Origin of the sequence: Wolbachia endosymbiont (group B) of Ablattaria laevigata (genome assembly GCF_964277395.1) — a bacterium.
In the GTDB taxonomy this organism is placed as follows: domain Bacteria; phylum Pseudomonadota; class Alphaproteobacteria; order Rickettsiales; family Anaplasmataceae; genus Wolbachia.
The window spans coordinates 584,857-610,772 of sequence record NZ_OZ195519.1 but is presented as its reverse complement, the minus strand read 5'-3'; the positions used below and the strand labels follow the sequence as shown (position 1 = coordinate 610,772).

The following is a 25,916-nucleotide window of genomic DNA, read 5'->3' as shown; positions in this document are numbered from 1 at the left end:
TCTTGTCAAACAATATTATACCAATATAGTATTATGCTAGCATCTGCATAGAGCTATTTGGGAATAGGTGTGAACTTTGTCTTCTTTCAATATTTACTATTCTTCTGTGGATATATGCTGCTTTATTTATCAAGACAAAGTATACCAATTGCTCTACCACTGTTAATAGATACTGACCATGTAAAATTAAGCTATTTTTTTGCCTGCTTTTCTTTTTTTTATGGAGTATCAAAATTTGTTAATGGAATAATCATGGACTCCAAAAATAATCCATTATTTATGTTTGGGCTATGCAATATTGCAACTGGATTATTAACCATTGGTATAACTTCATCATATAATAATCTAACTTTATTACTGTTAACATTAATATTATTAGCTTGGACACAAGGGTTAGGTTGGCCAGCTATTACCAAGTTTATGGTTACAAACTCTAGCATCTCTTCAATTGCATCATCATGGGGAGTTATGAGCTCATCTCAGCAACTTGGTTCTTGTATTACTTTAATTGTATTACCAAGTATAATTAAAATATATGATGCAAAAAGTGCATTTTTGTACTCTGGTCTCTTATGCTTACTTTTTGGAATTTATACAATATTAAAAGCATATTACAAAGAAAGTGCCAACTTTACTACCTATTATAAGGTGCAGAAATCTCAAATAGGTATCAAGGTAACAAGTTCCATATGGTTTCTATGTTGTGCTACTTTTTGTGCTTATATTATAAAAATGGGAATCTTTTTTTGGTTTCCTATAATTTTAATGGATAAATTACAAATTTCTCTTGTACAATCCTCACTAATAACAGGCGTATATGATTTAGGTGGAATCCTTGGAACTTTAATCACAGGAAGAATTAGTGATATGTACTTCTTTCAAAATAGAAGCTTGCTGGCATTACTTTACATGTTGGGTATAGCACTCACTTTTATTGCAATGAACTTTGGTCAAAACATAATTCTTATGAACCTTGGTGCAATCTTATCAGGATTCTTTATATTTGGAGTGCAAGTACTGACAGGTGTTATAGCTGTAGAAATTGCTCCACAAAATAATGTGTGTGCAATTGTAAGCTTAACAGGATTATTTGGGTATATTGCAAGTTCAATATTTTCATGCGTGCTCTTAGGAGTACTTGTTAAGCACTGTGGTAACAGTATTATGTTTTCATTTTTTTCCATTTGCTCTGTTGTTGCACTCGTTTGCTTTTCCATACTATCAAGCAAAGATCTAAAAAAACTAAGTAAAGCGGTGTAAAAAAAATTTCTCAACAGTTAAACTTTGTAGATAGATTTTTTACCCAAGGAATAAACATGGTAACCATATCTTAGTAATAGCTCGCTATCTAATAAATTACGGAAATCAAAAACATTAGGTGCAGCCATAATACTCTTTAAACTTGCAAAATCTTGATTTTTAAATTCTTTCCACTCCGTTAATAATAATAAGGCTTCCGCGTCTCTTGCAGCCCCTATAGCATTGTCTGCGTACTCTATATCCTTTAGAACTTGCCTAGCATTATCCATCCCCATTGGATCATATGCAGTAATTTTAGCCTTGTTATTCACTAACAATTTTGCAATATCTATAGCTGGGCTATTTCTTACATCATCAGTACCAGACTTAAAAGTTAGCCCCCATATTGCTATTTTTTTATTTTGGACTCCATTTAATACATATTCTACCTTTTTAGCAATGTTTGTTATATGATTATAGTTAGATTCTTTAACTGAATTTAAAATTTGTAGCTTAACATTGTAGTCTTCAGCAAGCCTTAATAAAGCTGACAAATCCTTAGGAAAACATGATCCTCCAAATCCTGGACCAGCTTTGAGAAATTCCTTACCTATTCTATGGTCCATTCCCATACTGTTAGCTAAAAGGTCAATGTCTGCTCCTAATAGCTCACATAAACCTGCCATCTCATTGATAAAAGCAACCTTTGTTGCTAGAAAGGCATTAGAAGCATATTTAATCATTTCAGCAGTAACTGTATCAGTGACTATTAACGGAATATTCTTATCTATAAATGATCTATATATAACTTCTAGTTTTGCCCTAGCTAGCTTAGTTTTTACTCCTATTATTATCCTATCTGGGTATAAAAAATCTGATACTGCAGAGCCTTGCTTGAGAAACTCTGGATTAACTCCTAAATCAAAGTTATAGCCCTTATTAGATAAATAATTATGTATATTTTCTGCAGTACCAGGAGGAACAGTTGACTTTATCACTATTAAGCAATCTTGATTAACTCTCTCAGAAACTTCACTTACTGCATTATATACATTCTTTAAATTTGCATTTCCTAGGGAGTCTGATGGAGTATCTACAGTTACAAATACTACTTCTGTATTGGGATTTATTTGAGAATACGAATCAAAAAATCTTATCCTTTGTGACTTTATATTATTCTCTAAATAATCTGCTAATCCAGTTTCATATAAGGGAATTTTCCCTGATTTCAAAAGTTCAATCTTCTCAGTATTTATGTCAATGCAATCAACTTTATGGCCCTGCTCCGATAACATTGTACCAGATACTAAGCCTACATACCCTACTCCTATAATAGTTATGTGCATTTTATTATCACCTTAAAAATATAGCTTAGCATCTAAAATAAATACCATTAACAATTATAAACTTTTGTTGTTACATTATTTTTCTTAATTGCCTTACCTTCCGAATAAGCTATAAATAAGGTTGATGGTATTAATATCAAAGTACCATATAAAGCACTTTTATCAGGTAATTCATTAAATATAACGTATGCTACTATTGCAGAAATTATTAGCTCTATGTATCTATAAGGTGCAAGTGCAGTAGCATCAGTAAGAGCAAAAGCTTTTAACATGAAGAACAGAATTAGGTTTGAACTTATTCCTAAAATCAGCAGTAATACTAACTCCAACAAGGAAGGCATATGCCAATAAAATAACAAAGATGGAGTGGAAAAAATTGTTGTTGTTAGAGCTGAGTAAAATAATATACTTATTATTGTCTCCTTCATTACAAGCTTCTTATTAAGTACATCTAGTATAGCGAAGATTAATGCGGATACAATAAAAATAAGAATTTTAGGATTAAAATCCTCACTATAAGCTTTAGTAGTAATAGCAATACCAATAAAACCAATGACAGCTACTACCCATCTTTGCCAAATTATATTTTCTTCCAGAAAAGGAATTGCAAGAAGCATAACAAATAATGGTATTGAGAAACCTATAATTGTTGCAGTTACTATTGGGCAAATAGTCAACCCATAGGTCCATAAGGTCATTCCACAAAACAACAATGCACCTCTAGTTATTTGAATAGATATTCGACTTGTTTTACAAACTCCTATTCCATAGTAAAATATAAAAGGTATAAGAGTAATAGTGCTAAATAAAAAACGGAAAAAGATTATCTTAAAACTTTGAAGGTGTAAACCGAGACACTTTGATATAGTATCATTAACTACACTACTAAGTAAACTGAGTATAAACCAGGTAACTCCAAGCAAATAAGCTCTTAGTCTGTGATCCATAAAACTCCAAATTTAATATTTTATGAGATAACTTTACTGTACAAAAGATCAATAATAGAAAAGGTTTCTTCTATCTACTGTTTAACCATATTCATAAATATTTAGTAGAAATAATTTGAGAAGTGTTATATAAAATGCAGCTTTATTGCATAATTTTAATAAACAGAAATGCTAACTGATTTTTTTGTAATATATGATAATACTTGCGAATACTCTCACATTATCAGGAAAAGTAATCGGGAGTACTGACGGCTGTGGCGATTTTACCAACTAGCTCCTCTGCTAGCATTAGCAATATGTGTTTTCAGCATCAATTTTAAAAGCATTAAATTTGAAGTTTATCAAACAACACGAATTAGCAGCAAAACTTTATGAAAATGCTTCAGTTGAGTTAGCTAAACAAGGATTTATAATGGTTAATATATTGACTATTTTTACTTGTATCTTAAACACAATTCAATTTTCACACTCATCGGCAGTTAGGCCACTTGCTCGCAAAATAACATCAGTAGAAACACCCGCCTTCACTAGATTTTTCGCAACCTTGATCTTTTCTGTTTTTTTAACTTTCTCTTTGCTATTCTTCATATCCCTAGATAAAAATTTCTTCACTAATTCTTGCTCTTCAGTTTTTCTTAGTAAATTAAGTAGTTCACTATCTTCATTTGTTTTAGGCAGCAGAACTTTAATATTCACTGATAATCCTTCTGCTATTTGATATAATTTGTCAAATGATATGGCAGTGTATCCTATTTCATACTCGTGTATTTCCTTGAGTGTTAAACCAACTTTGTTTGCTAAATCTTTCTGAGTATACCTTTTTATCAATCTCCATTCTCTTATTCTTTGCCCTATTCTGTAGTATATAGAATCAGTGCAGACTTCTTTCTCTGTATTATCATACTCGTAAATAGATAAGCCGGTTGCTTGGGAAATTATGTCAACTGAAACCCCTTCTTTCACTAGATTTTTTGCTATTTCCAACCTTGCCTCTTCTTGATTAATTTTTTCGCTAATATGAACAAACCTGACTAATGAAGGTACTATTTTGCCTAACTTTTGATTCTCGTATATTTTCGTTAGATAGAGTATTTCCTCGTCTTCATAGCTGTCTTCCCTTACTATTACTGGTTCAGGTAATAAATCTACAACGTCAACTGATAATACTCTTGCTATTATATATAGTACTTCAATTGGAATAGGAATATACCCATCTTCATAGCTGTTTACTTCTTGGTATGTTAAACCTATTTGACTTGCTAATCCTATTTGAGTATGCCCTCGCATTAACCTACAATTTTCTATTCTTTGCCCTATTCCGTAACTAACATTGCTTGCAGAAACAAACATTTATCCTCCATTTAAGAAAAAAACTTTATTGCTATAATTTTTTTACGAGCTATCCATCTAAAACCATATCAATAGATAAACCTACCGCTTGCAAAATAGTATCAATAGAAATTCCCCCTTTTACTAGATCCTTTGCAACTTTAATCCTTTCTATCTCTCTCACTTTCTCCTCACAAATACGTATCCCTTCAAACAAAGATCTTATTAGTGCATGACGTAGTTCTTGGCTCTCAATTTCTTTGTATTCTTTAATCAAATTCGGTAGCTCATTTTCCACTTTACTACCTTCATCTTCCTCTGTTAGTAGATCTGTAATACTAATCGATAATGTTTCTGCTATCTCATATAATTTTCCCAGTGGAGTAGCTACGCGTCCTTGTTCATAGTTGCTTATTTCGTCACGTGTTGTACTCATTTTCTCCGCTAAATCCTTTTGAGTATACTCTCTCACTAGTCTCCATTCCTTTATCTTTTTGCCTATTTGGTAGTAGATAGAACCAACTTTTTCTTCAACACATTCATCAGCAGACAGACCAATTGTTTTTGCAACAATATCAACAGAAACTCCTGCTTTAACCAGACTCTTTGCAATTTTTATTTTTTCCGATTTTCTACTACTTTTCTCACTAACTTGGACAAATTTGGTTAGCAAACAAAACATCTTACGTAACTCCTGATCGTTAATCTTTTTATATTCTCTTACTAGATTTAATATTTCTTCTTCATCTTCAAGACAGCTTTTTGATACAGGAATAAGATCCGTAATACTGATTGATAGTGCCTCAGTTATAGCATACAACCTTTCAATTGGAACTCTACGATTCCCTTTCTCATATTGCAATATCACCCAGTATTTTACACCAATTTTCTCTGCTAAATCTTTCTGAGTGTACCCTCGCTCTAACCTCCAGCTTTTTAATTTTTCTCCCACTTTATAATCTAGACTTTTTTCCACAAAAAGAACCTTGCATATAATATTTTCTATTATAGCTCAAAGGCTCCAGATATAATAGCCAGACTCTGGAACCTTTAAATTAAAGTGCCCTACAAGTTTCTTTACTATTTTCACGTACTTTGTCTGCCCATGAAAACAATTTTTCACTTACTTCCTTCTGCTTTTCACTCCATATGCCACATCTAGTGAAACTACCTCTTTCTACCGCTTCTTTAAGTTTCACTCCTCCAAAGAGACAGTTTTTTCCTATTTCTTCGCCTCTTTTTTGTAACTCAGCCCACATTTCCTTATTTTCTACTCTCACTTGCACCTGATCTGCCTCTTGGTACAATATAATATTTAGCTTACCAATGCTTGTAGGAAATTCTAACATGATAGAGCTGCCATCTGAAATATCGGTATAGTTTCTTATACCTCCCTTCTCACTTTTAACTTCAACTGCATCATTACCAATTTTTAAGATATTACTTCCTAACTTTCTGTTTGCTTCCAGTATTTTGGCTACCTCTACCTTACTATTCCCAGAAAATTCTATATACGATGTTGTATTATCTATCTCAACATCTATTAATTCTCCTTCTTGCACAGCATTTTCGCCAGCTTCCTCTAGCTCTTCTAGTTGCTTATCTATCTGTGGCTGAACTTCTGGCTGTAGCTCATTATAGATTTCACCTATCAGTTTATTCTGCAGTAGAGTATCATGAAACTCTGCACCACTTAGCATTAATTTACGTATTAGCTTTTTACGATCAGCCTTATCAAATTTATGAAAATGTGTGCCCAGTATCACATATTCCGCGAAGCTTGTATCTTTATAATGTAAGGTATTAGAGCTAAAATATCTTATAGGAGAGGGTGAAGCCGTAGCGAAGCTAATGCCAGTAAGGCCGTAGTGGAGATTTTGCTCTCCCTCTCAATAGGGTTAAAAGACTGAACAGTATCTTTGGAATTATATCCCGTATTTACAAGGTTAGTCTAAACTCTCAACCTAATTTATAGTCTTGGAGGCAATTTTATGCAAGCAAATGCTGTTTTAGGTGTGGACATTTCTAAAAAGAAATTTGATGTTTGTTTATTGGTAGGCAACAAAGAACGGTACAAAGTCTTTCAAAATAATCATGATGGTTTTGAAAAGCTTGTGGCTTGGTGCAATCATCATGGAGCAGAACTTATTCATCTGTGTCTCGAAGCAACCGGTTGTTATAGTGAAGATATAGTTAATTTTATGTATGACTTGGAGCATAATGTAAGTGTGGTAAACCCAGCCCAAATCAAAGCTTTTGGCAGAAGTGAGCTACTTAGAAACAAAACAGATAAGTCAGATGCTGCCATGATTGCTAGGTTTTGTATTGCTAACAAACCTAATCTTTGGAAACCTGCTCCTCCCGAAGTTAGGCGTTTAAGAGACCTTTATCGTTGTTTGCAAGCATTTAAAGATGACAAGCTACAACAGATGAATCGCTTGGAAAATAAAAATACGGATTCCCATTGTAAACAAGCAATACTTGAGGTCATTGCTACAATAGACACACAAACTGCTGCTCTAGAGAAAGAAATTAATGAACATGTTAATAACCATTTGCATCTAAAAAATATAACAGAAAAGATCAAGACTATAAAAGGCGTAGGACATCTTACAGCTGTTGCTGTTGTTGCAGAAATGCCATCAGTTGATAATTTTGATAATGCCAGACAATTCACAGCTTTTGCTGGTCTAAACCCAGAACATTATCAATCAGGATCATCCGTAAGTAAAAAAAGTCGAATATGTAAAATAGGATCTGAGCGTATTCGCAAAGCTCTTTATATGCCAGCTATAGTAGTCAAGAATCATAATTCTTACTTTCAAAAGTTTTGTCAGCGTTTAGCAAGTAAAGGAAAATGTCCAAAGGTTATAATTGTTGCTTTAATGAGAAAACTAATGCATGTATTTTTTGGTATTCTTAAAAATGATCAACCATTCAATGGTAATTTAGTGAGATAATTTTGACAGTAAAAGCTTGGATCTTATGCTCAACTGTTTAGGATGTAATTTAACATGTACTTTGAGTTATAATATGTATCATTTTGATTTTAACTGAGCTCTGTACTTTGTAAAACTATTCTCAGAAGATTAAGAAGATATGGTCCTATAACTGTGGATAAATACGTCCACACACACTTAAAGTATTTATCCACAGTTACACTAATTTATAGAAAATGCAGATAAATTTTTTGTTGTTTTATAGCTAAATAACTTGTTGACAATAAAGACAGTTGTAAGTTGGAAATATGATATAAAAGAAGCAAGAAGGAAGGTAACTCTATAAAAAAATATAGTTATCAAAGGCTTGAGCGACCGTAAGACGGTAGTATTACACATACGTAGATATCAAGGTACTCAAGCCTATCCTTCGAGACGTTTGAATAGTTGTTTGGGACATACATATGCACCCGTTTACAATCTTAAATTTTAACTTAAACTCTCGAGGTTCTTTATGGTTATATCCTATCAAAATTTTATTGGCATTGATATCGGAAAACTTGAATTTGTTATTGCAGTGAATGAACAAAAAAGTGTTATCAAGTTTGACAATAGTTGTTCTGGCTGGAAACAATTTTACCAAAAATTTTCAAATATCTTACCCAATTCCATGATAATTTTAGAAGCTACAGGAGGCTATGAGCTTGGCTTATTGTATTTTCTTATTGACAGAAACATTGCTGTGCATCGTGCTAATACTCGTCAAGTTAAAAACTTCATTCTATCTCATGGAACTTTGGCAAAGACTGACAATCTGGATGCAAAAGCGCTCGCCCAATATGGTGCTGAGCGTTGTGGACGTCTGCAGCTATTTACACCTATCTCAAAAGAACAAACCACCTTATTTACACTTTGTCAGCGCCGTGATGATATTACGAAAATGCTTGTTCAAGAAAAAAATAGGCTTAAAACTCCTGGAAATGATTACATTAAGGAAAGTTGTCAACAAACTATTGAATTCCTCAATAATCAGGTAGAAAAGCTTGATCAAGCTATACAAAAAATAGTCAATGAAAACCCTGAACTGAACCGATACCAGAAGATTCTTGAAACAGTTCCTGGAATAGGTAGAAAAACCTCTCAATGTTTATTGTGCCTTATACCGGAACTTGGTTCCTTAAACAAAAGGCAAATTGCAAGCCTTGCAGGTGTTGCACCTCATCCTAAGGAAAGTGGTAAAGCTATTGGTTACCGAAGGATTGTAGGTGGAAGAAGTAACGTTCGTTCAAAGCTTTTCACAGCTGCTATGGCTGCTAGAAACTCCAAGTCAGAACTTGCTGCTTTTTATTGTAAGCTTATTGATAGTGGTAAAAGAAAGATGGTAGCACTCACTGCACTTATGCGTAAAATTATAGTCATCGCCAATGCCAGACTTAAAGAAGCAATTAATTTGCATGTTTAGAAATTTACATGGCAATAATTAAAATTAGTTAATGAATATGTGCGTCCACACACACTAAACGCACATATTCATTGGTTTAAGCAAGGTATAGTATTTCCTAAAGTAAATGATAAAGGTATAATAAAGTATTTGAGTTATAATGGCATATAGTGTGGATTTAAGGGAAAAGGCAGTATTGATGATAGAAAAAGGTAAGACAAAGGTTGAGGTAGCAGAGCTTATGGAGATAGGAATAGCAACTCTGTACCGTTGGTTAAAAAAGAAAGCTGCTGGTGAAAGCCTCAAGCCATCTAAAAACGGTAGCTTTATTCGAAAAATAGACCCCAAAATACTCGAAGAATATGTTACAAAGAATCCAGATCATACTCTGGCAGAGATGAAACAAAATCTTGGATTTGGAATAAACTCAATTTGGTATAGACTAAAACAGCTAAAAATTACTTTAAAAAAAAGTCACACTATATCAAGAGCGCAATCAAGAAGATAGGGAGCAATTTATTGATAAAATCTCAAAAATAGACCATTCCAGCATCTTATATATAGATGAAGCAGGAGTTGATAATAAGTTATACCGAGAATATGGACGCGCTCCAAGAGGAAAGAAAATTTATGCAGATATTCCAGGGAGAACTCGAGAGAGAATCAGTATAGTAGCCGGGTGGATTGGAAAGAGATTTATTGCACCAATGACTTTCAAAGGTGGGTGTGACAAAGAGGTATTCAATACATGGTTGGAGAAGATGTTATTACCTACATTGCCACTTGGCACAACTATAGTTATGGATAATGCTACATTTCATAAGACCACTAAAACAAAATCATTAATAGAGTCTTTTGGCTGTCATTTGCTGTATCTTCCAACATATTCACCAGATTTGAATCCTATAGAATACTGTTGGCATACCATCAAAAGCCGCCTCAGACCTCTCATGTATAAATATACAGACTTACAGCTTTTGGTTGGTAATACCATAATGGAACTTTATCATCCATTTTAGAAAATACTATAGTAGCTGTTTGATATAAAATTCTATTCTTATACGACAAAGCAGGGGTTTATTGCCCATATGAAGTTGCAAAATTACACAAATAAAAAATTTTTAAACATAGTTGATATCTCCATTCTCCATCATTACATGCATTTAGCCTTGCTCCAGAAGCTAGTACTTTGTCTATAACTTTGTGCAATTCATTTACGTTTTTTGCCTCTACTATAGAACTCTTAAACCAGCTCAGCTTCTCTGTATTTGGCTTTATTTTTTGCAAAGCTGAGGCAAATGGATTTTTATCTTCTTGATCACTTACAGGTTTTGTGCCATATATATAATCAAGTCCTTTTCCATAGTTGATTTTGTTTTCGCGAACGTTTCTGCTAGGGAAAGGCATTGTATCTTCCAGTTTTATCTCCTTCTGGCTATTAATTTTACTCACAAATTTAGACTGCTCTATATCAACGCTTTCAAGAGCACCAAATATTTTCTTGTGATTAACATTAGTCTTTTTATTCTGATCTTTACTAGTCATATAAACCTCATATTAAAAATACTTTTTAAGTGTACAATAAACTTTGTTATTATACATTATATTACTCATTATAAATTGATATGAGTAGATTTGCAAATACTTTCTGCTATAACAATCCGTTTTCTCTAAAGCTAAAATAACCCCCACTTGTAATGATAATATGATCAAATAATCTAACGCTTACAGTACTACATGCTGCTGCTAAGCTCTTTGTTACTTCTTGATCTTCTTCTGAAGGTTCTAAACTTCCCCCAGGGTGGTTGTGTGACATTATTACTAATGTTGCATTCTTTATTAATGCTTTTCTTGTAATTTCCTTTATGTATACTGGTGCTTTTTCCATTTCACCAATATAGGATTCTTCTCCAATTAGTTGACGCCTTTTATTCAAGTACAGTATTTTTACACATTCCCTTTCTGAGTGGCCTATACTTACGTTTAAGTACTCTACTAGCCCTTGTAAGTCCATTATTGGCTCACTTTTGAGCTTTTCTCTCAGTACCCTTTCTAGTGTTTCCTTAACACACATAATCATTGCTACTGCAGAATCAGTTACTCCTTCTATAACTTTCAGGTCATCCATTTCTCTACCTAAAATCCTTCCTACTCCTGCATAAGTATTCACCAGATTTTTAGCAATTTCTTGAGCTTGCGGCCTTTCATGTACTGCACTTAAAAATGTTTCCATTATTTCACGATCAAGTAGTGCTTTGCCTTTGCTTTCTAATATTCTGAATTCTATTTCTTCTTTATTCTTATTATTATTCATATAATTTACCCTTCACTAACAACAAACTTTTTTTTAATATTTACTGCTTTATCAGCATTGGCATAGAGCCATAGCTTCCGAGTGAAGTCAAATCAATTTTTCAATCTTTTTTACTTATTTTTTCATCAAAAAGTAAAGATATTAATAGATACTGATTTTTTATTTTAAATTTGTTGAATTTCGTCTAAAGAGATGCCTACTGTTTTTAAAATAATATTGATAGAAATTCCTTCCTTAACTAAATCCTTTATCTTTTCTGCTCTTTTCACTTTCTCTTCGCAAATTTGTATGCTTTCAAACAGAGATTTCATTAGTGCATGACGTAGTTCTTGGCTTTCAATTTTTTTGTATTCTTCAATTAAATTAGGTACCACTTTATCATCTGCATCCTCTGTTAGTTCAAGTAGGTCCATGATATTAATCGATAACGCCTTTGCTATCTCATATAATCTTCCCAGTGGAACAGCAGTTCTTCCTTGTTCATAGTTGCTTATTTCATCACGTGTTGTACTCATTTTCTTTGCTAAATCCTTCTGAGTATATTCCCGCACTAGTCTCCATTCTTTTATCTTCTTTCCTATTTTGCAGTATATAGAACCTATTTTTTCTTCAACACATTCATCAGCAGAGAGGCCAATTGCTTGTGAAACAATATCAACAGAAATCCCTGCTTTAACCAGGCCCTTTGCAATTTTTACTTTCTCTGCTTTTTTACTACTTTTCTCACCAACTCGGGTAAATTTTGTTAGCAAGTAAAACACCTTGCGCAACTCTTGATCATTAATCGTTTTATATTTTCTTACTAGATTTAATATTTTCTCTCCCTCATCTTCAAAACAGATTTTTTCATTTGATACAGGAATTAGGTCTACAATACCAATCGACAATATCTCTGCTATAGCATACAATTTTTCAATCGAAATTTTACGTGTTCCTTTTTCATATTGTAGTACTACTTGATACGTTACACTGACTTTCTTCGCTAAATCTTTTTGAGTATAGCCTCGCTTTAACCTCCAGCTCCTTACTTTTTGTGCTATCTGATACCTTATAGAGATATTTGCCATAAATATTATACAGTTTAATACTACCAAATAAAGATATACAAAAGGGATGCTTCTTTCTATGTTTGAATTTTAGTTGAATATTTCTTCACAATTGTGTATAATTACTAATGCTTTTTAGGTTAATTCGTCATGGCTCTTTCGAAATTTCTTGATCCCAAAAATGACTTGAGCTTTAAAAAGATCTTTGGCTCTGAAAAGAATAAAAATATCTTAATTCACTTCCTCAACGATATCTTAGGTTTTTCTACTTCTGATCAAATAATGGAAATTGAATTCCTTAGTACCATTATGGATCCTGAAATTGCCTCTGACAAACAAAGCATTGTTGATGTTCTTTGCAAAGACTCTATTGGTAATAGATTTGTTATCGAAATGCAACTCGCTCGTGATAAAGGCTTTGAGAAACGTGCTCAACTTTATGCTGCTAAAGCTTACTCTCGGCAATTAGATAAATCTGGTAATTACATTCATCTTCAGAAAGTCTTCTTTATTGCTATTTCCAATTGTAACCTTCTGCCTGAAGAAGTTGACTATATTTCTACTCATAATATACGCGATATCAAAACCAATGGGCATTACTTGAAAGATTTACAATTTGTCTTTATTGAGTTGCCTAAATTTACAAAAAATAAGGTAGAGCAATTAGAGAATACTACAGAGAGATGGTGTTTCTTTTTTAAATACGCAGAAGATACAACTGAAGAAGATCTAAAAAAGATAGCAGCAGAAGCTCCGATAATAAAGCTAGCATATGATGAATTAGACAGGTTTCGCTGGAATGAAAAGGATTTGATCGCATATGAAGAAAGAATATTGAGCGTGCAGAAAGAAAACGCTATCCTTGCTCAAAAACTCGATGATGCTAAACATGAAGGAATCCAAATTGGAGAAGAGAAAGGCAGGAAAGAAGGCATCCAAATCGGCCATGAAAAAGGTAAAATTGAAGGTAAAATTGAAGTTGCAAAAAATTCACTCAAGGCCGATGTCCCTATAGATGTTATAGCTCAAATTACCGGTCTCTCTCATTCTGAAATTTTACAACTCAGGGAAAAAACATAAATACTACAACTTATTCACTTCAACATTTATGAAAATCTTCTTTAAGTTAGATATATTCCCTAATTAAGAATCTAATGAACTGTCTAAAATAGCTATAAGGATTGCACATAGAATTATATAAATTACTATCATAACGTTACTCAAACTTCTATATCAAAGCTACGTGCTGTAAGTTCAATATGGAAAACACATTAACCACTTAGTATTTAATGTCTACTTCATCCATTTTAGTATTAGGACCATCAAACTTGCTACTGGTTTCCCTAATTATTTTGGCTAATTTTGCTACCTTCACTTTAAAATTTTCACTACTTGGCATTTTATAGCTGCACCTCTTATATTATAACCTACCTATTGATATTACCTCCAAGCTTGGTTACTCCTATCTCAGAAAGACAAGTTGATACTTCTGAATGGCTGTGAACTGAAGCATTACTTAAATAACTTTGAGGCTCTAAACTCATTTGCTTTGCACCATCAACTTCTAATGTACCATCTCTGTTGTGTAATATCTGCTCTATTGATTGATTTAGCAGACCCTTATTAAATTGAGCTATAAACTTGTCAAATTTCTTCGGACTTAATTTACCAGCTTCTTTACCAGAACATGCTTTCTCTACATATGAGTTGAAAATCCCTGAAATTTCATTAAATTTACCACTCATGATTTTTCCTGTAACTTCTTTCTGTATTTCCATATAATCAATATTTAACCGGTGCATTGATATGCCACTTTTTAATGCAGCTTGTTCTACTACTTTCTCAAATTTCTCTGTAATATTCAATGCATAGCCCTGCGCTTCCAGTAATGATACGTTCTGATCTGATGTAAAAATGTATTTTTGACCCGTAACCTTTCTAACAAGCACATCAAGTAACATTATCGTACCATTTACATCTATTGGCGCATCAACTTGTAAAATTGAACTTGTAGTACTTGATGTTTCCTCAGGTAAAACAGCTCTAAACCCACCTACAGAACTTTTCACCCAACTAAACAAATCATTTATCCATGAAGATGGTCTTGTGCTACTACTTGCTGCTATTCCAGGTTGATTACTTGAATCTACAGAAAGGAATTTATGTGATGAGTGATTATGATTGCGATTGTGATCCCCGTGGTGATGACGGCGTCTGCGTTGCACAGGTTTTTCTCCTTTTTCATTGAGTTTTTTCTCTAAATATTCTGCAATACTACTATCTCTAGCAATATCTAGCGGTGCCTTGCCGTAATCACCTCTAGCATCAAGATTAGCATGAGCATCGACAAGAACTTTTACTATATCAAGACTGTTGGTATCAGCAGCATAATGTAAAGGTGTCCAATTGTCTTTGTCTTCAGCGTTAACGTTTGCACCACGATTAAGAAGCAATTTGACCACATTTAGTCTTTCATTTAACACAGCTCCATGCAAAGGAGTTGCTTGATATTCCCCATTTTTAGTTTCAATATTAGCACCATTATCAAGAAGGAATTTTATTCTATCTAAATCACCGATTTCAGCAGCTGAATACAGTAGTGTACTGCCATCTTTGTCTTTGGTATCAATATTAGCACCTTGAGCAATAAGACCTCTAACTTTATTAAAATCACTATTTCCTATTGCGCTTAATAACTGTTTATCTAGGATTAATTGTGTTTGTTGTAAGTACTGTACAAGATTATTATGTCCCTTATCTCTAGCAATATCTAGTGGTGTGTTGCCACTACTATCTTTAGTACTAATATTAGCTCCATTATTTATAAGATGCTGCAATGTATCTAAATGACCACCCCAAGAAGCCAAGTGTAGTGGCGTCTCACCATTTTTATCAGCCTCATTAATACTTGCTCCTCTCATGAGAAAAAGTTGTATAACCTCTTCATCACTGCTCTCAGCAGTAGTGTATGTAGAACCTCTACCATATACATCTTGAATATCCTTGTGATTATTCATAACAGCAAAGTGAATAGGAGTCCTGCCAAGTATATCCTTAGCATTCACATTAGCTTCCTTATCAACTAAAAACTTAGCAATATCTGAATGACCTTTCAATGCAGCCCAGTGTAGTAATGTGCAGCCATATTTATCAGTCGCATTAACACTCACATCTTTACTAACAAGAAACTCTACTGTACCTAAATTACCACTCCAAGTATAATAAAACCCACCATGCGTTCTGTCGTCAATATCTTTCGCAATAAGATCACTAATTGTCTTTAGATCTTTTTCATTTTTTACAGTAAGTAACAATTCTTTATCTAAGTGTGCTTGCATAAAAACTTGCCTCATTGTATCAGAATTAGTATAACGTTCCTCATCTTCAGGAGTTCTACCACTGTTATCTTTAACATCAATATCAGCACCTTTACTTATAAGATACTTCACCATACCTAAATGATGAACAGAACATGAAGCATAATGTAGAGGGGTTTTACCATCTTTATCTTTAGCATTAACGTTAGCACCTCGATTTACAAGGCCTTGAACTTCATTAAAATCACTATCTTTTACTGCAGCCAGTAATTGCTCATTTAATTGAGCTTGTTTTAAGTATTTTACGATGCTATCATGCTTTCGGTCGATGGCGATATCTAGCGGTGTCTTACCATCCTTATCTTTAGCTTTGATATCTGCTCCCTTACTTGCAAGATACCCCACTACATCCAGATGGCCGCCACCAGAAGCCATGTGCAATGCTGTCTGCCCATCACTATCTTTTAGATTAACATCAACTTCCCCTTCATCTACAAAATACTTTACCACATCTAGCTTACCATTGTAAGCAGCATAGTGCAGGGGAACTCTACCGCCATTATCTTTAATTTCTAAGCTATTTTTTGCATCTGCTACAAAATATTTTACTATATCCAGATTACCACCATAAGCAGCAGAATGCATAACAGTCATCCCATTACTATACTTAGCATTCAAGCTAGCCCCTTGACTTACAAGATCTCTAACTTCATCAAAATTACCATATTGTGCTGCAATAAGTAATTCTTGATTTAGCTGCACTTGTTTTAAATAGTCTACAACATCGCTGCGCTCTTGATGAGTAGCAATATCTAGTAATGTTTTACCACCTTTGTCTTGAGTATAAACGTCAGCTCCCTTTTCTACAAGGTACTTTACTACACCCAAGTGACCATTCCAAGAAGCACAGTATAGTGGTGTTCGACCATATCTATCAACATCATCGATGCTCATTCCCTTGCTGAGAAAAAATTCTATAATGTTTGTATTATTATTTTCAGCAGCAACATGTATAGGTTTCCTGCCAAAAATGTTCTCAACGTTAATATTAGCACCCTTTTCTATTAAAAAGTTAGCGACTTCTAAGTAGCCTCTCCATGCAGCAAAATGTAGCGGTGTCCAACCATTATTATCAGACTCATTAATATCAACGCCTTCCCCAATAAGGTACTTTAGTATATCCAAATTACCACTATAAGAAGCATCACATATAGAGGGGCGACAACGATGATCTTTACCCTCTAAACTAACGCCATTTTCAACAAGGTATTTAAATATACCAAAGTGACCTTTTAATACAGCATTGCGTGCAGGGGTATTACCATCTCTGTCTTCAGTATTAACATTAGCTCCTCGATTGACAGAATCTCTTACTTTGCTCATATCTCCAACTTTTACAGCATCTAGCAATTCTTGATCTAATTCTCCCTTAGCATTACTAACAATATCTCTAACTTTTCTTACATTAGACCCACAATCTTCTATCTTCCATACACCTTGCATAACCTTGCCCCCTGGAATCCAAGTAAATACTCTTCTCCTATCTTTGTCATATTTAGCATAATCAGCAGCATACAAATACTCATTATGCTTAACATTCCTTATATTACATTTATCACCGTTAGGCTCAATCTTCCACACACCTTGTGTAACCTGTTCACCTGGAATCCAAGTAAATGCCATTCGTCTATCATTATCATAATTAAAATAGTTACTAGCAGCATACAAAGTTTCATTAAATGCAACATTCACTATATAAAAGTTGTCACCATCAGGTTTAATATTCCACCTAAACTTATCATTTTTTTCATTCTTTGGAGTCCAAGTAAATGCCATTCGTCTGTCGGTATCATAATTGAAACATTTGTTAGCAGCATATAAATATTCACCTTGATAAATATTCTTAATACATACTTTCGATGAAAATACTGCATTCCTTACTGATTCTGGCAATCTGCTTTTTAGTTTCTCAAGGTTAGATCTTTCTTCTTGATGAACATCAGGATAGTTCTTCATCTCGATTGCTTCTTTAACATAGTAAGCTAACTTAAATACTGCACTATTATTTAAATCATTATTTCTTTGCATTGCGTTAAATACAGCCACATAACCCAATATACGCTGACTAACATCATTATGGCTTTCTACACAACTTAATATTTTTTTCGTATCTACTTTCCTATATACGTCATTTATAACTCCCTTAATTGTATTATTAAACAACCTTTGATCGAAATTATAAATGTCATTAGCAAGTGTATTAACCGAACCATAACGATCATGTAACATACCATCCTTTAGCTTCTCTTTTACTACATTTTTTATTGAATATTTTAACTTTTCTACAAAAAACTCTGCCCATCTTTTTACGTTAGGCACGGTTTCTGCTTGATTAATAATCTCCTTCTTTAAAACCTTAACCGTTTCCATCATCTTATATGGATCGTTGTTTCTATCCTCAATACTTGTTGCATCCTTACTAAGGAAGAATTTGACCACATCTAAATTACCATTGCAACCAGCTATACGAAGAGGTGTTCTACTATCTTTATCTTCAGCTTTATCTTTAATATCATAACCTTTATCGATAAGGAACTCAGCTATATTTAATTTACCCTCCTGAGCAGCTAAGTGCAGAGGAAGGGCGTCCTTATTTTCAACACTAAAATCCTTTCTATCAAAAAGAACTTTTACTACATCCAACCTACCTCCTTGAATAGCCATATTTAAAGGTGTTAATTCATGCTCATTTCCAATATCTATACTTTTAATCTTTTTTATCAAATCCTCAGCTTTACTATTATTTCTTTGCAATGTTGCATTAAATACCTGCTCTTTTAATAAATCTACTTTTTCCTTATAAAAATCCTCTATAATATCTTCTGAATTACAAGTAGAGACTATGCATTTCAAATTAGAAACCATCGTATCATTAAAAGCAAACATCATTTCCCTTGCTGGTTGATAGGTATTCCAATTTTCTACTTTTGCTAAGGTATTATTCTTATGTGATAACACTAAACTATCATCAGCAATCTCTGTATCAAAATCCAATATAGACTTATCTCTAAAGTCAACTAAACCAACATCATTCTTATTAGTAGGTTGATTATGATAAATTTGTAATCCTTGTTCCTCTGGTTGATAGTATCTGAAAGAGCTAGGATTGATCTCTAGATGCTCAAGCCTTAAGTTTGTACTATCAATTTTATAAAGCTCATTGTTTATTCGTAATACAATTTGTTGATTCTCTGGATTTTGAAAATAATCAACTAAACCAATGGATAAAGACCATTTAGTACCTACACTATCAAATATTGTAATATCTTGTATCTTTAAACTATCCTCTGTAAGGTCAGAGATTGATTTGCCATAACATTCATTTATATAATCCCTTTTACCTTCTTCTATGCTTATACCATCAACATCTGTTACACTTAACTCAGCAAAATCAATGATACTATAAGGTATGTTTTGATAAGACACCACTTTGTTTTTTATTTTTAAATTGAGCCTTATTGGCGACAATGAAGTTTTGCTATTTAATGTATCTGGTAGTTTGATAATATACTGGTGTTGCCCTTTCTCTCCTTCTATTGTAATGTCCTGATAGTAATTACACAGCATCAGATAGTCATCATAACCATAGTTCCGTCCACCATTAAGGTATTTCTGATAACTACTTGTAACGTCAGAGCTACTATAGCTAAAATCAACAATGACTTGACCTGAGTACATGCCAGCAATTATCACTTTTTCACTAGGTACTCCCATATGGTTTTTAATAACTTCTACTTGAGATACTGGTATGTCAAAATTATTGTTATTGACAATATCTTTTGCAATTTGGTAAGTATCAAGTAATTGTTGGTCTAGAATACTTGCTTGTATAAATGCTTTTAACTTTTTTGCACTATTTTGTATTACCTCTCTACTAATATCACTTCCTGAACTTTTCAGCTCTTGATATCTAATATCTTCTATTGTATCAGACAAAGACTTATCTTGTATTGCAACAGACTCTGTTATTCCATTGCTATTTACTTGAATTACTAGATTTTTAAAATCATTGATTTTAGTACTTGAAACAATACTTTGTGTATTATTAGCTAAAACATCTAAGCTATAGCCGACCTTTTCTATATCTTCACTTATTCCCCACTGTGTGATATTAGCAACTTGAACCTTTATTATGTCAATATTTCCTTTTATTTTTCCTGTACTGCCCAAATCACTTACTATCTTAGCATTATCACTATCTTCATTAACAACAAATATTGTTTGTTTTAATCCCCTGTTATGCACATTTTCTTTGTTAACTACTCTAACTTCATAATCTTTGTCTGTGCAGTTAAATGAATTCTGCCAGACTTCTGCATTTTTTACATTAATCAATCTTGTTTTACAGTGAGTAGTAATATTTTGCTTGCTGTCAGAATTAGACACATAGTTATATGTGTTAACCAATCTTATGTTATTACTATTACCATAACGTATAGTTCTACCATGCAAATTTGCAACGACATTATTAGCCTTAACATTCATTACTAGAGTATTTTCTTTTCCTGGTCCACCTTCAAGAGTACCAGACGTATAGTCATTAATAATAAAAATAGTTTCATTATTTTTTGAGCCAACATAACGTATATTACTACCCTCTGGAATATGCATTACTGCTGGATAATTTGCTGCTGCTGTTAATGTTTTAGGTCCTGAAATATATAATACTGATCCTCTAGGAAATGTTTGCTTTTTTGTATTACTATGCTCTTTTCTTGTTGGATTAGTAAAGATAAAAGGTCCGCCTGAGAGAGTAAAGCTCTCTTGACAATTTCTATAAATTTTGCCACTGTTACATGGAGCGAACGCATCGTCACCTGTGTGCTTTGTATTGATTGTTTTGCTGCATTGAGATTTTTGTATCGGATTTGTTAATGGTGCATCTACAATTCTTAAGCCAAGATTTTCATACTCGTATTTTGTTAGATGAGGGATATGTTTTGCATCCGTATTAACAACATAAACTTTCTTTTCTTCAATCTCTTGATAGCATTGAGGACTATTCTTTATACCACAGATAAACCTTTCCCAACCTTCACTCATAACCAAAGTATAAGGTGTCATAGTCAATATCTTAGAGATATCAATAGAAGACAAATCTCTTTTTACACTAGAGGCTATATTGATCTTGTCAAAAGAGATATCTTTATATTTTTTTTCTAAATCACATGTCCACTTCATCTGCGTCGCACACTCAGGACCATACGGTGATGGCATAATACATATAGCCTGTGCACCCATATTTTTAATCACCTCACTATATTTCTCTTCAATGGAGATTACGTATTGTACAACCGCATCTATGTCATAATTGTCATTTAACAGTTTAATAGCTGCTTCTTTTACGTAAGTTAAATAACCTTTTATTCTAATTGTGTCTTCATATTCTTTTTCTACATCTCTTCCTGTAAAAAACTTGATTACCCCTGCAAAAAATACTTCCGCTTGTTCACCACCAGGTAATAGAGGTACTTGTTCTGCTATTGCTTTTGTATACTCTATTCTCTCATGAACTTCTACACCAATTGTTATTAATACATCAGCAACCATAGTAACTACTGCTACCCTACCTAAAACTTTACCTGCAGCAGATAACCCTCTTAAAATCTTAGTAGTAGCACTTACACTTTTTACTGTAAAGCTAACACTTGCACTTATAGGCCTTATGCTCATACTTGCTAGTTTTACACCACTACTAGCTGTCCAATAATAATTTAATGGATGATGATTACCTTGAGCTATTTCATTTATACTATACCCAAATTGATAAGCAATAGTTGCAAATGTAATACTTTGAACTATGGGGTTACTGATAATCTTAACAAACGTTTGACGTACAGGTTGTGGTACTTTACTAATCAATTTTCCTACTTTACTATTAGAAGAAATACTTACACTCGTCCTAACATCATCCATAGCATCTAGTATACCATTGATACCAAATACTTGCTTTAAAGCATTATTATCATGTCGTCCAAGTGTTGCTGTATCACCTATACTATCAAGCAAGTCATATATAGCCATCATGGAAAAAAACTTTCCACCTTTTGCTCCTTTTATTTTCGCTGAATCAAATTTATCACGATCAAATGCAATTCCTTTTTCTTGAAGGCTGCTTTCTACATTACTAATATAATCTGCAAAAACTTTTTCACCAAGATCATCAAAATGATTTTTAAACGTATCAAAAGTATCTTCCCTAACACCTTTTGCTAGCAAGTTCTGTTTAATTTCCTCTACAATATTAGAGTAATCTTGATTAGTTTGAACATCACCTATATCTTCAATGTATTTTTTATTCTCTAACAACTGCTTATCATTTGATAGTTGATGTAATTTATTATGAATTTTCTCTCTTTCTGCATCTGTAGTAAAATTTTTAATTATATCATCGAATTTTACTTCATAGCCATCGATGCTTAAATAATACTCAATATTTTGTCCTTTTATTTTTTCTTTTATAACGCGATCCTTATCTCTGCCTACTTTTACTAAGATCTCAATACCATCACTATAATCATCTACAAAATATCTTTCTGCATTCTTCATTTCTATAATATCACCTATTATCAATTTTTTATCATTACCATTGTTATCTTTTACTTTTACATCAGTCCTATCAGCATTGCCTATCATATCAAACACTTGCTCACGACCTATATCTACAATTTCATTAGTTAAATCCTTAGCATTATCAATATCAAATAGCTCTTTAACACGTTGCTTTTTTTCTTCCTTTGTAATCTTTTCTTCATCAAACGAATCTATGCAGGCCATACTTACACTTCTTTCTCTTCTTGGCTTTTTACTTGGTGGATACTCCGGCGATGAAGATTTTCTTTTAGAACACTGCCCTACAGTAGGCAACATATGATGTGAACTATGAACTACTCCAACAGGAATAAATCCTTCCTCGGCTGTCCTACTTGTTAAAATAAGTTTATTCGGATTATTAGATCCTTTATCGAAAACAACACCGATAAATTTTACCTCATCACCATCTGTAAGTGTTTTATAGGTAACACCTTCTTTGTACTCTTCATTTATTTGATCATTTGCTTCCCTCAATAAAGCTTGAGCCCCTTTACCCTGCCTTGATGCCTTAAGTTCTAACCCTATTGGAGTGTACTCCTCAGCATTTCCACCTTGAGCCACAAACTTAATACCATGAACTAGCATGTCAATACGTTCCCCTCTACCAGTTTGAAACTCAGTTAAAACTAATGCTCTAGTTTCTGGTGATTCCTGTAATTTTAAGTCACTATAATAACTAAACACTCCATTCAATATTCCCTGGAAATGAGCTTCTTTATTAACGAGACTCTTAAAAGGAAAGATTCCTTCTCCAATTTTTTCTAATAATCTACTATATCCTCTTATTGATAAGGATTGGATATCTAGTGCTTTATCAAATGTTTCTTTTAACTCATTAGGATAAGTAACTTCTTTAAAAGTACCTTGAAATCTATTATCTCCGTTGTTGTACTCTTGTAAAGAATTGTATTTTTCAGCCCAAATAGTAAGATATCTTTTAAAATCTGACTTGTATCTAGTATCAAAATTAAGACTTAATTCGATTATTTCCCTATTCCCTATTTCTCTATTTAATCTATCAAGAGGAAGAACTTCATTCAGCCCGTTCAAAACATCTTTTCTGTTAGCTTCAACAATATTCATCACATAAACCAACTTCTCTGTATTTTCTGGGATGAGCACCATTGTTACAACTGCATGGCTTGCATCAAGGTTAGCTGACAGTCTTTCTCTGGCTCTTTGAGCTGCCGGACGTCCAAGCCTACGAAGATTAGGATGCACTTCAGTAGGTATATTGTCTCCATAGATAAAAATATACTTTTTTAAACTTGTTCCTGAATCTTCACTTAATAATAATGATTGCCCTAGTAAAAACCTACTAAAATAATGATTATCTCCCTTCTCTGATGTACCAGGAAACGTATGATAAATACGTTCCATATTATCTTTTATCTGTTCTTTTAATTCTCTTTTACCAATCTCTTGCGTATCCCAATCATCAGAGGATTTTAACATATCTTGAAAAAGAGGAATTATTTCTTCTCCACGATTTGATACTTTAATATCAGAGATAGGAGACGGATTATCAAGGTTGACACCAACATATAAAATGTTATCTGCAGTAGTTAAAACTCGCTGAACATTTGGTTGGAAACCTTGTGCATACCTTTCTGCTTGCTGCAAAGCCTTATCTGGAGTAGCATTAGAACCTGCTCCCGCTTTTAATTCAATAATAATGGGAATAGAATCCAATGCACGATCAGGACCACGAGCCAGCAAGATAATATCTGCATAACCCCTTCCTGCAAATTGCTCTGGGTAAACTCTAAGATTATACCTATAGTGGAAATTCATGAAAACGCCTACCATAAATCCATGATGTGCTGCTTCACGTGCACTATTATCATAGACTACTGATCCTACATACTCAGAATGAACGTTATTAATTTTTTCAAGAACTTTTTTTAAAGACCTGCTAACTGTTTGCGCATCAGAATCAGATAGCTTCGCTATATCACCTTCCGGATTATTCCATATTCCTTTTTCTATTTCATAAAATTCCTTGCTAGTAGCAGAATCAAGTATCTCTTTAGCTTCCATATTAACAAAAATATCACCCTTTCCTTTATAGATCTGTACTAATCTAGATTTTATTCTATCTTGAATTTCATTCTTAATATTTAGGATCTCATTCTCAACATCCCGATCTCTAATCTTACTCCTATCTATATTCTTTCTTAATATGTTCTCCAACTCATTAACAGTAAACTGATGGCCACGCTTACCTTCTGAAATGGAAAATAAATCTATATTATTAATAGCATCTTCAGCATTTCCAATTTGACCATTTTTAACAATAGCTACTTTTAAAGTTTTTGAAGTATCAAAACTAAAATAAATCTTTTTAATATTTAACTTTTCTGCAATTTTTATATCTGGCAAAGTAGAAAAGCTCCCTAGGAAGAAGTGTGTAAAAAATCCTGCTTTTTCTACAGAGTGTAAATAAGATGGAATCTGATCCACAAATGACTGAAATCTCGGTTCAAAAGATTTAAAATCCTCATCTTGCTGGCTTATACCAACTTCTTTACTTGCTTCCTCTATCAATAACTGTATTAACTCAAAGTCTTGTGGTCTTACTTTACCCATGACTCTTTTTAAGCCTTTTGCAAGCTCTTTATCATTATCAATAATATTCCTTTCAAGACCAAAATTATAATGGTTTCGTTTACCTGGTGCACCAACATGAAATAACTGTATTTGAGTATTTCCATTACCATATTGAGTTTCAACCTCACCAGAAACACTAATCGTTGCGCTAAGCATTCCACTCATTGCTCTTATTTCAGGTTCACCTCCCCAAGTATCAGGGTTCCTCATGTTTTCCAAGTAACGCTCAAAATCACCTTCAACAAAATCTCTGAACTCATTTCTATAAGAACTTATGTGATCAACTACTCGATTACGAAATACGTTTCTTACTAAATTTGCAAATGTATCATCATAATTCGCAGCACCTAAATTCCGAACCAAACCTCTAATATGATCTAAATTTTGGGTTACAGTTCCATCATTTCCAAATAGTACTTCATACCTTTGTCGAAATAAAGCATCGTCGTTTCTGACGGGTATTAAGTAAGCCATAGTAACAGACCAAAATAAGCAACTACCGTCTCCTGGAACATCGATTCTCTTAACCTGACTTCCACTTTCGGAATCAACATCAGATCTACGATAACGCTTAAGTTGATAAAATTCTTTAGCTTGCTCTATATATTGTATTTGATCCGATAATTCGGTAATCTTTGAATTAACGCCTTCTTTTTTTAGGTGATCTGTTAGATATTGTGTCTTAAACATAAAGCCCCCTTCATTACATTATACCAAATCCACTATTTATTATC

At 33.2% G+C, this 25,916-nt stretch carries 13 protein-coding genes and 2 pseudogenes; 6 read left to right on the top strand and 9 right to left on the bottom strand.

Annotation, left to right across the window (positions count from 1 at the left end; translation table 11 throughout):
• Window positions 1-114: 114 nt before the first annotated feature.
• Window positions 115-1,260 (top strand): MFS transporter, encoded by a 1,146-nt coding sequence (locus tag ACICP1_RS02860; protein ID WP_264685379.1) that lies wholly within the window; start codon window positions 115-117, stop codon window positions 1,258-1,260.
• Window positions 1,261-1,277: 17 nt separating this feature from the next.
• On the opposite strand, the gene ACICP1_RS02855 is transcribed toward ACICP1_RS02860, so the two are convergent.
• The 5 genes and pseudogenes from ACICP1_RS02855 to ACICP1_RS02835 form a co-directional block, all read right to left on the bottom strand.
• Window positions 1,278-2,585: a UDP-glucose dehydrogenase family protein gene (locus tag ACICP1_RS02855; protein WP_395461029.1), complete on the bottom strand. Its 1,308-nt coding sequence runs from the start codon at window positions 2,583-2,585 to the stop codon at window positions 1,278-1,280.
• A gap of 47 nt (window positions 2,586-2,632) precedes the next feature.
• Entirely contained in the window at window positions 2,633-3,532 is a 900-nt protein-coding gene (locus ACICP1_RS02850; RefSeq protein WP_019236555.1) for a DMT family transporter, read from the bottom strand.
• 456 nt (window positions 3,533-3,988) lie between these two features.
• Window positions 3,989-4,882 (bottom strand): helix-turn-helix domain-containing protein, encoded by an 894-nt coding sequence (locus ACICP1_RS02845; RefSeq protein ID WP_250120255.1) that lies wholly within the window; start codon window positions 4,880-4,882, stop codon window positions 3,989-3,991.
• A 49-nt stretch (window positions 4,883-4,931) separates the two neighbouring features.
• A complete protein-coding gene (locus ACICP1_RS02840; RefSeq protein WP_395461030.1) occupies window positions 4,932-5,837 on the bottom strand; it encodes a helix-turn-helix domain-containing protein in 906 nt (301 codons plus the stop codon).
• A 79-nt stretch (window positions 5,838-5,916) separates the two neighbouring features.
• Window positions 5,917-6,645: pseudogene (locus ACICP1_RS02835) on the bottom strand (hypothetical protein); the annotation flags it as partial.
• A 207-nt stretch (window positions 6,646-6,852) separates the two neighbouring features.
• Between ACICP1_RS02835 and ACICP1_RS02830 the strand changes: the two are divergent.
• The 4 genes from ACICP1_RS02830 to ACICP1_RS02815 all read left to right on the top strand — a co-directional run bounded on the left by ACICP1_RS02830 (window position 6,853) and on the right by ACICP1_RS02815 (window position 10,260).
• Window positions 6,853-7,821: a transposase gene (locus tag ACICP1_RS02830; protein ID WP_141456909.1), complete on the top strand. Its 969-nt coding sequence runs from the start codon at window positions 6,853-6,855 to the stop codon at window positions 7,819-7,821.
• A 493-nt stretch (window positions 7,822-8,314) separates the two neighbouring features.
• The gene (locus ACICP1_RS02825) at window positions 8,315-9,262 is read left to right on the top strand and encodes an IS110 family transposase (protein WP_395460941.1); all 948 of its coding nucleotides are present in this window, start codon (window positions 8,315-8,317) and stop codon (window positions 9,260-9,262) included.
• Window positions 9,263-9,401: 139 nt separating this feature from the next.
• A complete protein-coding gene (locus tag ACICP1_RS02820) occupies window positions 9,402-9,749 on the top strand; it encodes an IS630 transposase-related protein (RefSeq protein ID WP_213864026.1) in 348 nt (115 codons plus the stop codon).
• Between the two features lie 10 nt (window positions 9,750-9,759).
• On the top strand, window positions 9,760-10,260 hold the full coding sequence (locus tag ACICP1_RS02815) for an IS630 family transposase (RefSeq protein WP_213864029.1): 501 nt from the start codon (window positions 9,760-9,762) through the stop codon (window positions 10,258-10,260).
• A 115-nt stretch (window positions 10,261-10,375) separates the two neighbouring features.
• On the opposite strand, the pseudogene ACICP1_RS02810 reads toward ACICP1_RS02815, so the two are convergent.
• From ACICP1_RS02810 to ACICP1_RS02800, 3 genes and pseudogenes are all read right to left on the bottom strand, one after another.
• Window positions 10,376-10,786: pseudogene (locus ACICP1_RS02810) on the bottom strand (hypothetical protein); the annotation flags it as partial.
• Window positions 10,787-10,892: 106 nt separating this feature from the next.
• On the bottom strand, window positions 10,893-11,555 hold the full coding sequence (locus ACICP1_RS02805) for a RadC family protein (protein WP_230609182.1): 663 nt from the start codon (window positions 11,553-11,555) through the stop codon (window positions 10,893-10,895).
• Between the two features lie 164 nt (window positions 11,556-11,719).
• The gene (locus tag ACICP1_RS02800; RefSeq protein ID WP_395461031.1) at window positions 11,720-12,622 is read right to left on the bottom strand and encodes a helix-turn-helix domain-containing protein; all 903 of its coding nucleotides are present in this window, start codon (window positions 12,620-12,622) and stop codon (window positions 11,720-11,722) included.
• Between the two features lie 129 nt (window positions 12,623-12,751).
• Between ACICP1_RS02800 and ACICP1_RS02795 the strand changes: the two genes are divergently transcribed.
• Window positions 12,752-13,681: an Rpn family recombination-promoting nuclease/putative transposase gene (locus ACICP1_RS02795; protein WP_262986565.1), complete on the top strand. Its 930-nt coding sequence runs from the start codon at window positions 12,752-12,754 to the stop codon at window positions 13,679-13,681.
• 347 nt (window positions 13,682-14,028) lie between these two features.
• Here the strand turns inward: ACICP1_RS02795 and ACICP1_RS02790 are convergent, their stop codons facing one another.
• Entirely contained in the window at window positions 14,029-25,872 is an 11,844-nt protein-coding gene (locus ACICP1_RS02790) for an ankyrin repeat domain-containing protein (protein ID WP_395461045.1), read from the bottom strand.
• Window positions 25,873-25,916: the final 44 nt, after the last annotated feature.

Excerpts from the sequence above, each read along its gene's own strand:
- ACICP1_RS02790 (WP_395461045.1), bottom strand. The coding sequence starts at position 25,872 with ATGTTTAAGACACAATATCTAACAGATCACCTAAAAAAAGAAGGCGTT.
- ACICP1_RS02850 (WP_019236555.1), bottom strand. The coding sequence starts at position 3,532 with ATGGATCACAGACTAAGAGCTTATTTGCTTGGAGTTACCTGGTTTATA.
- ACICP1_RS02860 (WP_264685379.1), top strand. The coding sequence starts at position 115 with ATGCTGCTTTATTTATCAAGACAAAGTATACCAATTGCTCTACCACTG.
- ACICP1_RS02825 (WP_395460941.1), top strand. The coding sequence starts at position 8,315 with ATGGTTATATCCTATCAAAATTTTATTGGCATTGATATCGGAAAACTT.
- ACICP1_RS02830 (WP_141456909.1), top strand. The coding sequence starts at position 6,853 with ATGCAAGCAAATGCTGTTTTAGGTGTGGACATTTCTAAAAAGAAATTT.
- ACICP1_RS02805 (WP_230609182.1), bottom strand. The coding sequence starts at position 11,555 with ATGAATAATAATAAGAATAAAGAAGAAATAGAATTCAGAATATTAGAA.
- ACICP1_RS02795 (WP_262986565.1), top strand. The coding sequence starts at position 12,752 with ATGGCTCTTTCGAAATTTCTTGATCCCAAAAATGACTTGAGCTTTAAA.
- ACICP1_RS02820 (WP_213864026.1), top strand. The coding sequence starts at position 9,402 with ATGGCATATAGTGTGGATTTAAGGGAAAAGGCAGTATTGATGATAGAA.
- ACICP1_RS02845 (WP_250120255.1), bottom strand. The coding sequence starts at position 4,882 with ATGTTTGTTTCTGCAAGCAATGTTAGTTACGGAATAGGGCAAAGAATA.
- ACICP1_RS02800 (WP_395461031.1), bottom strand. The coding sequence starts at position 12,622 with ATGGCAAATATCTCTATAAGGTATCAGATAGCACAAAAAGTAAGGAGC.
- ACICP1_RS02855 (WP_395461029.1), bottom strand. The coding sequence starts at position 2,585 with ATGCACATAACTATTATAGGAGTAGGGTATGTAGGCTTAGTATCTGGT.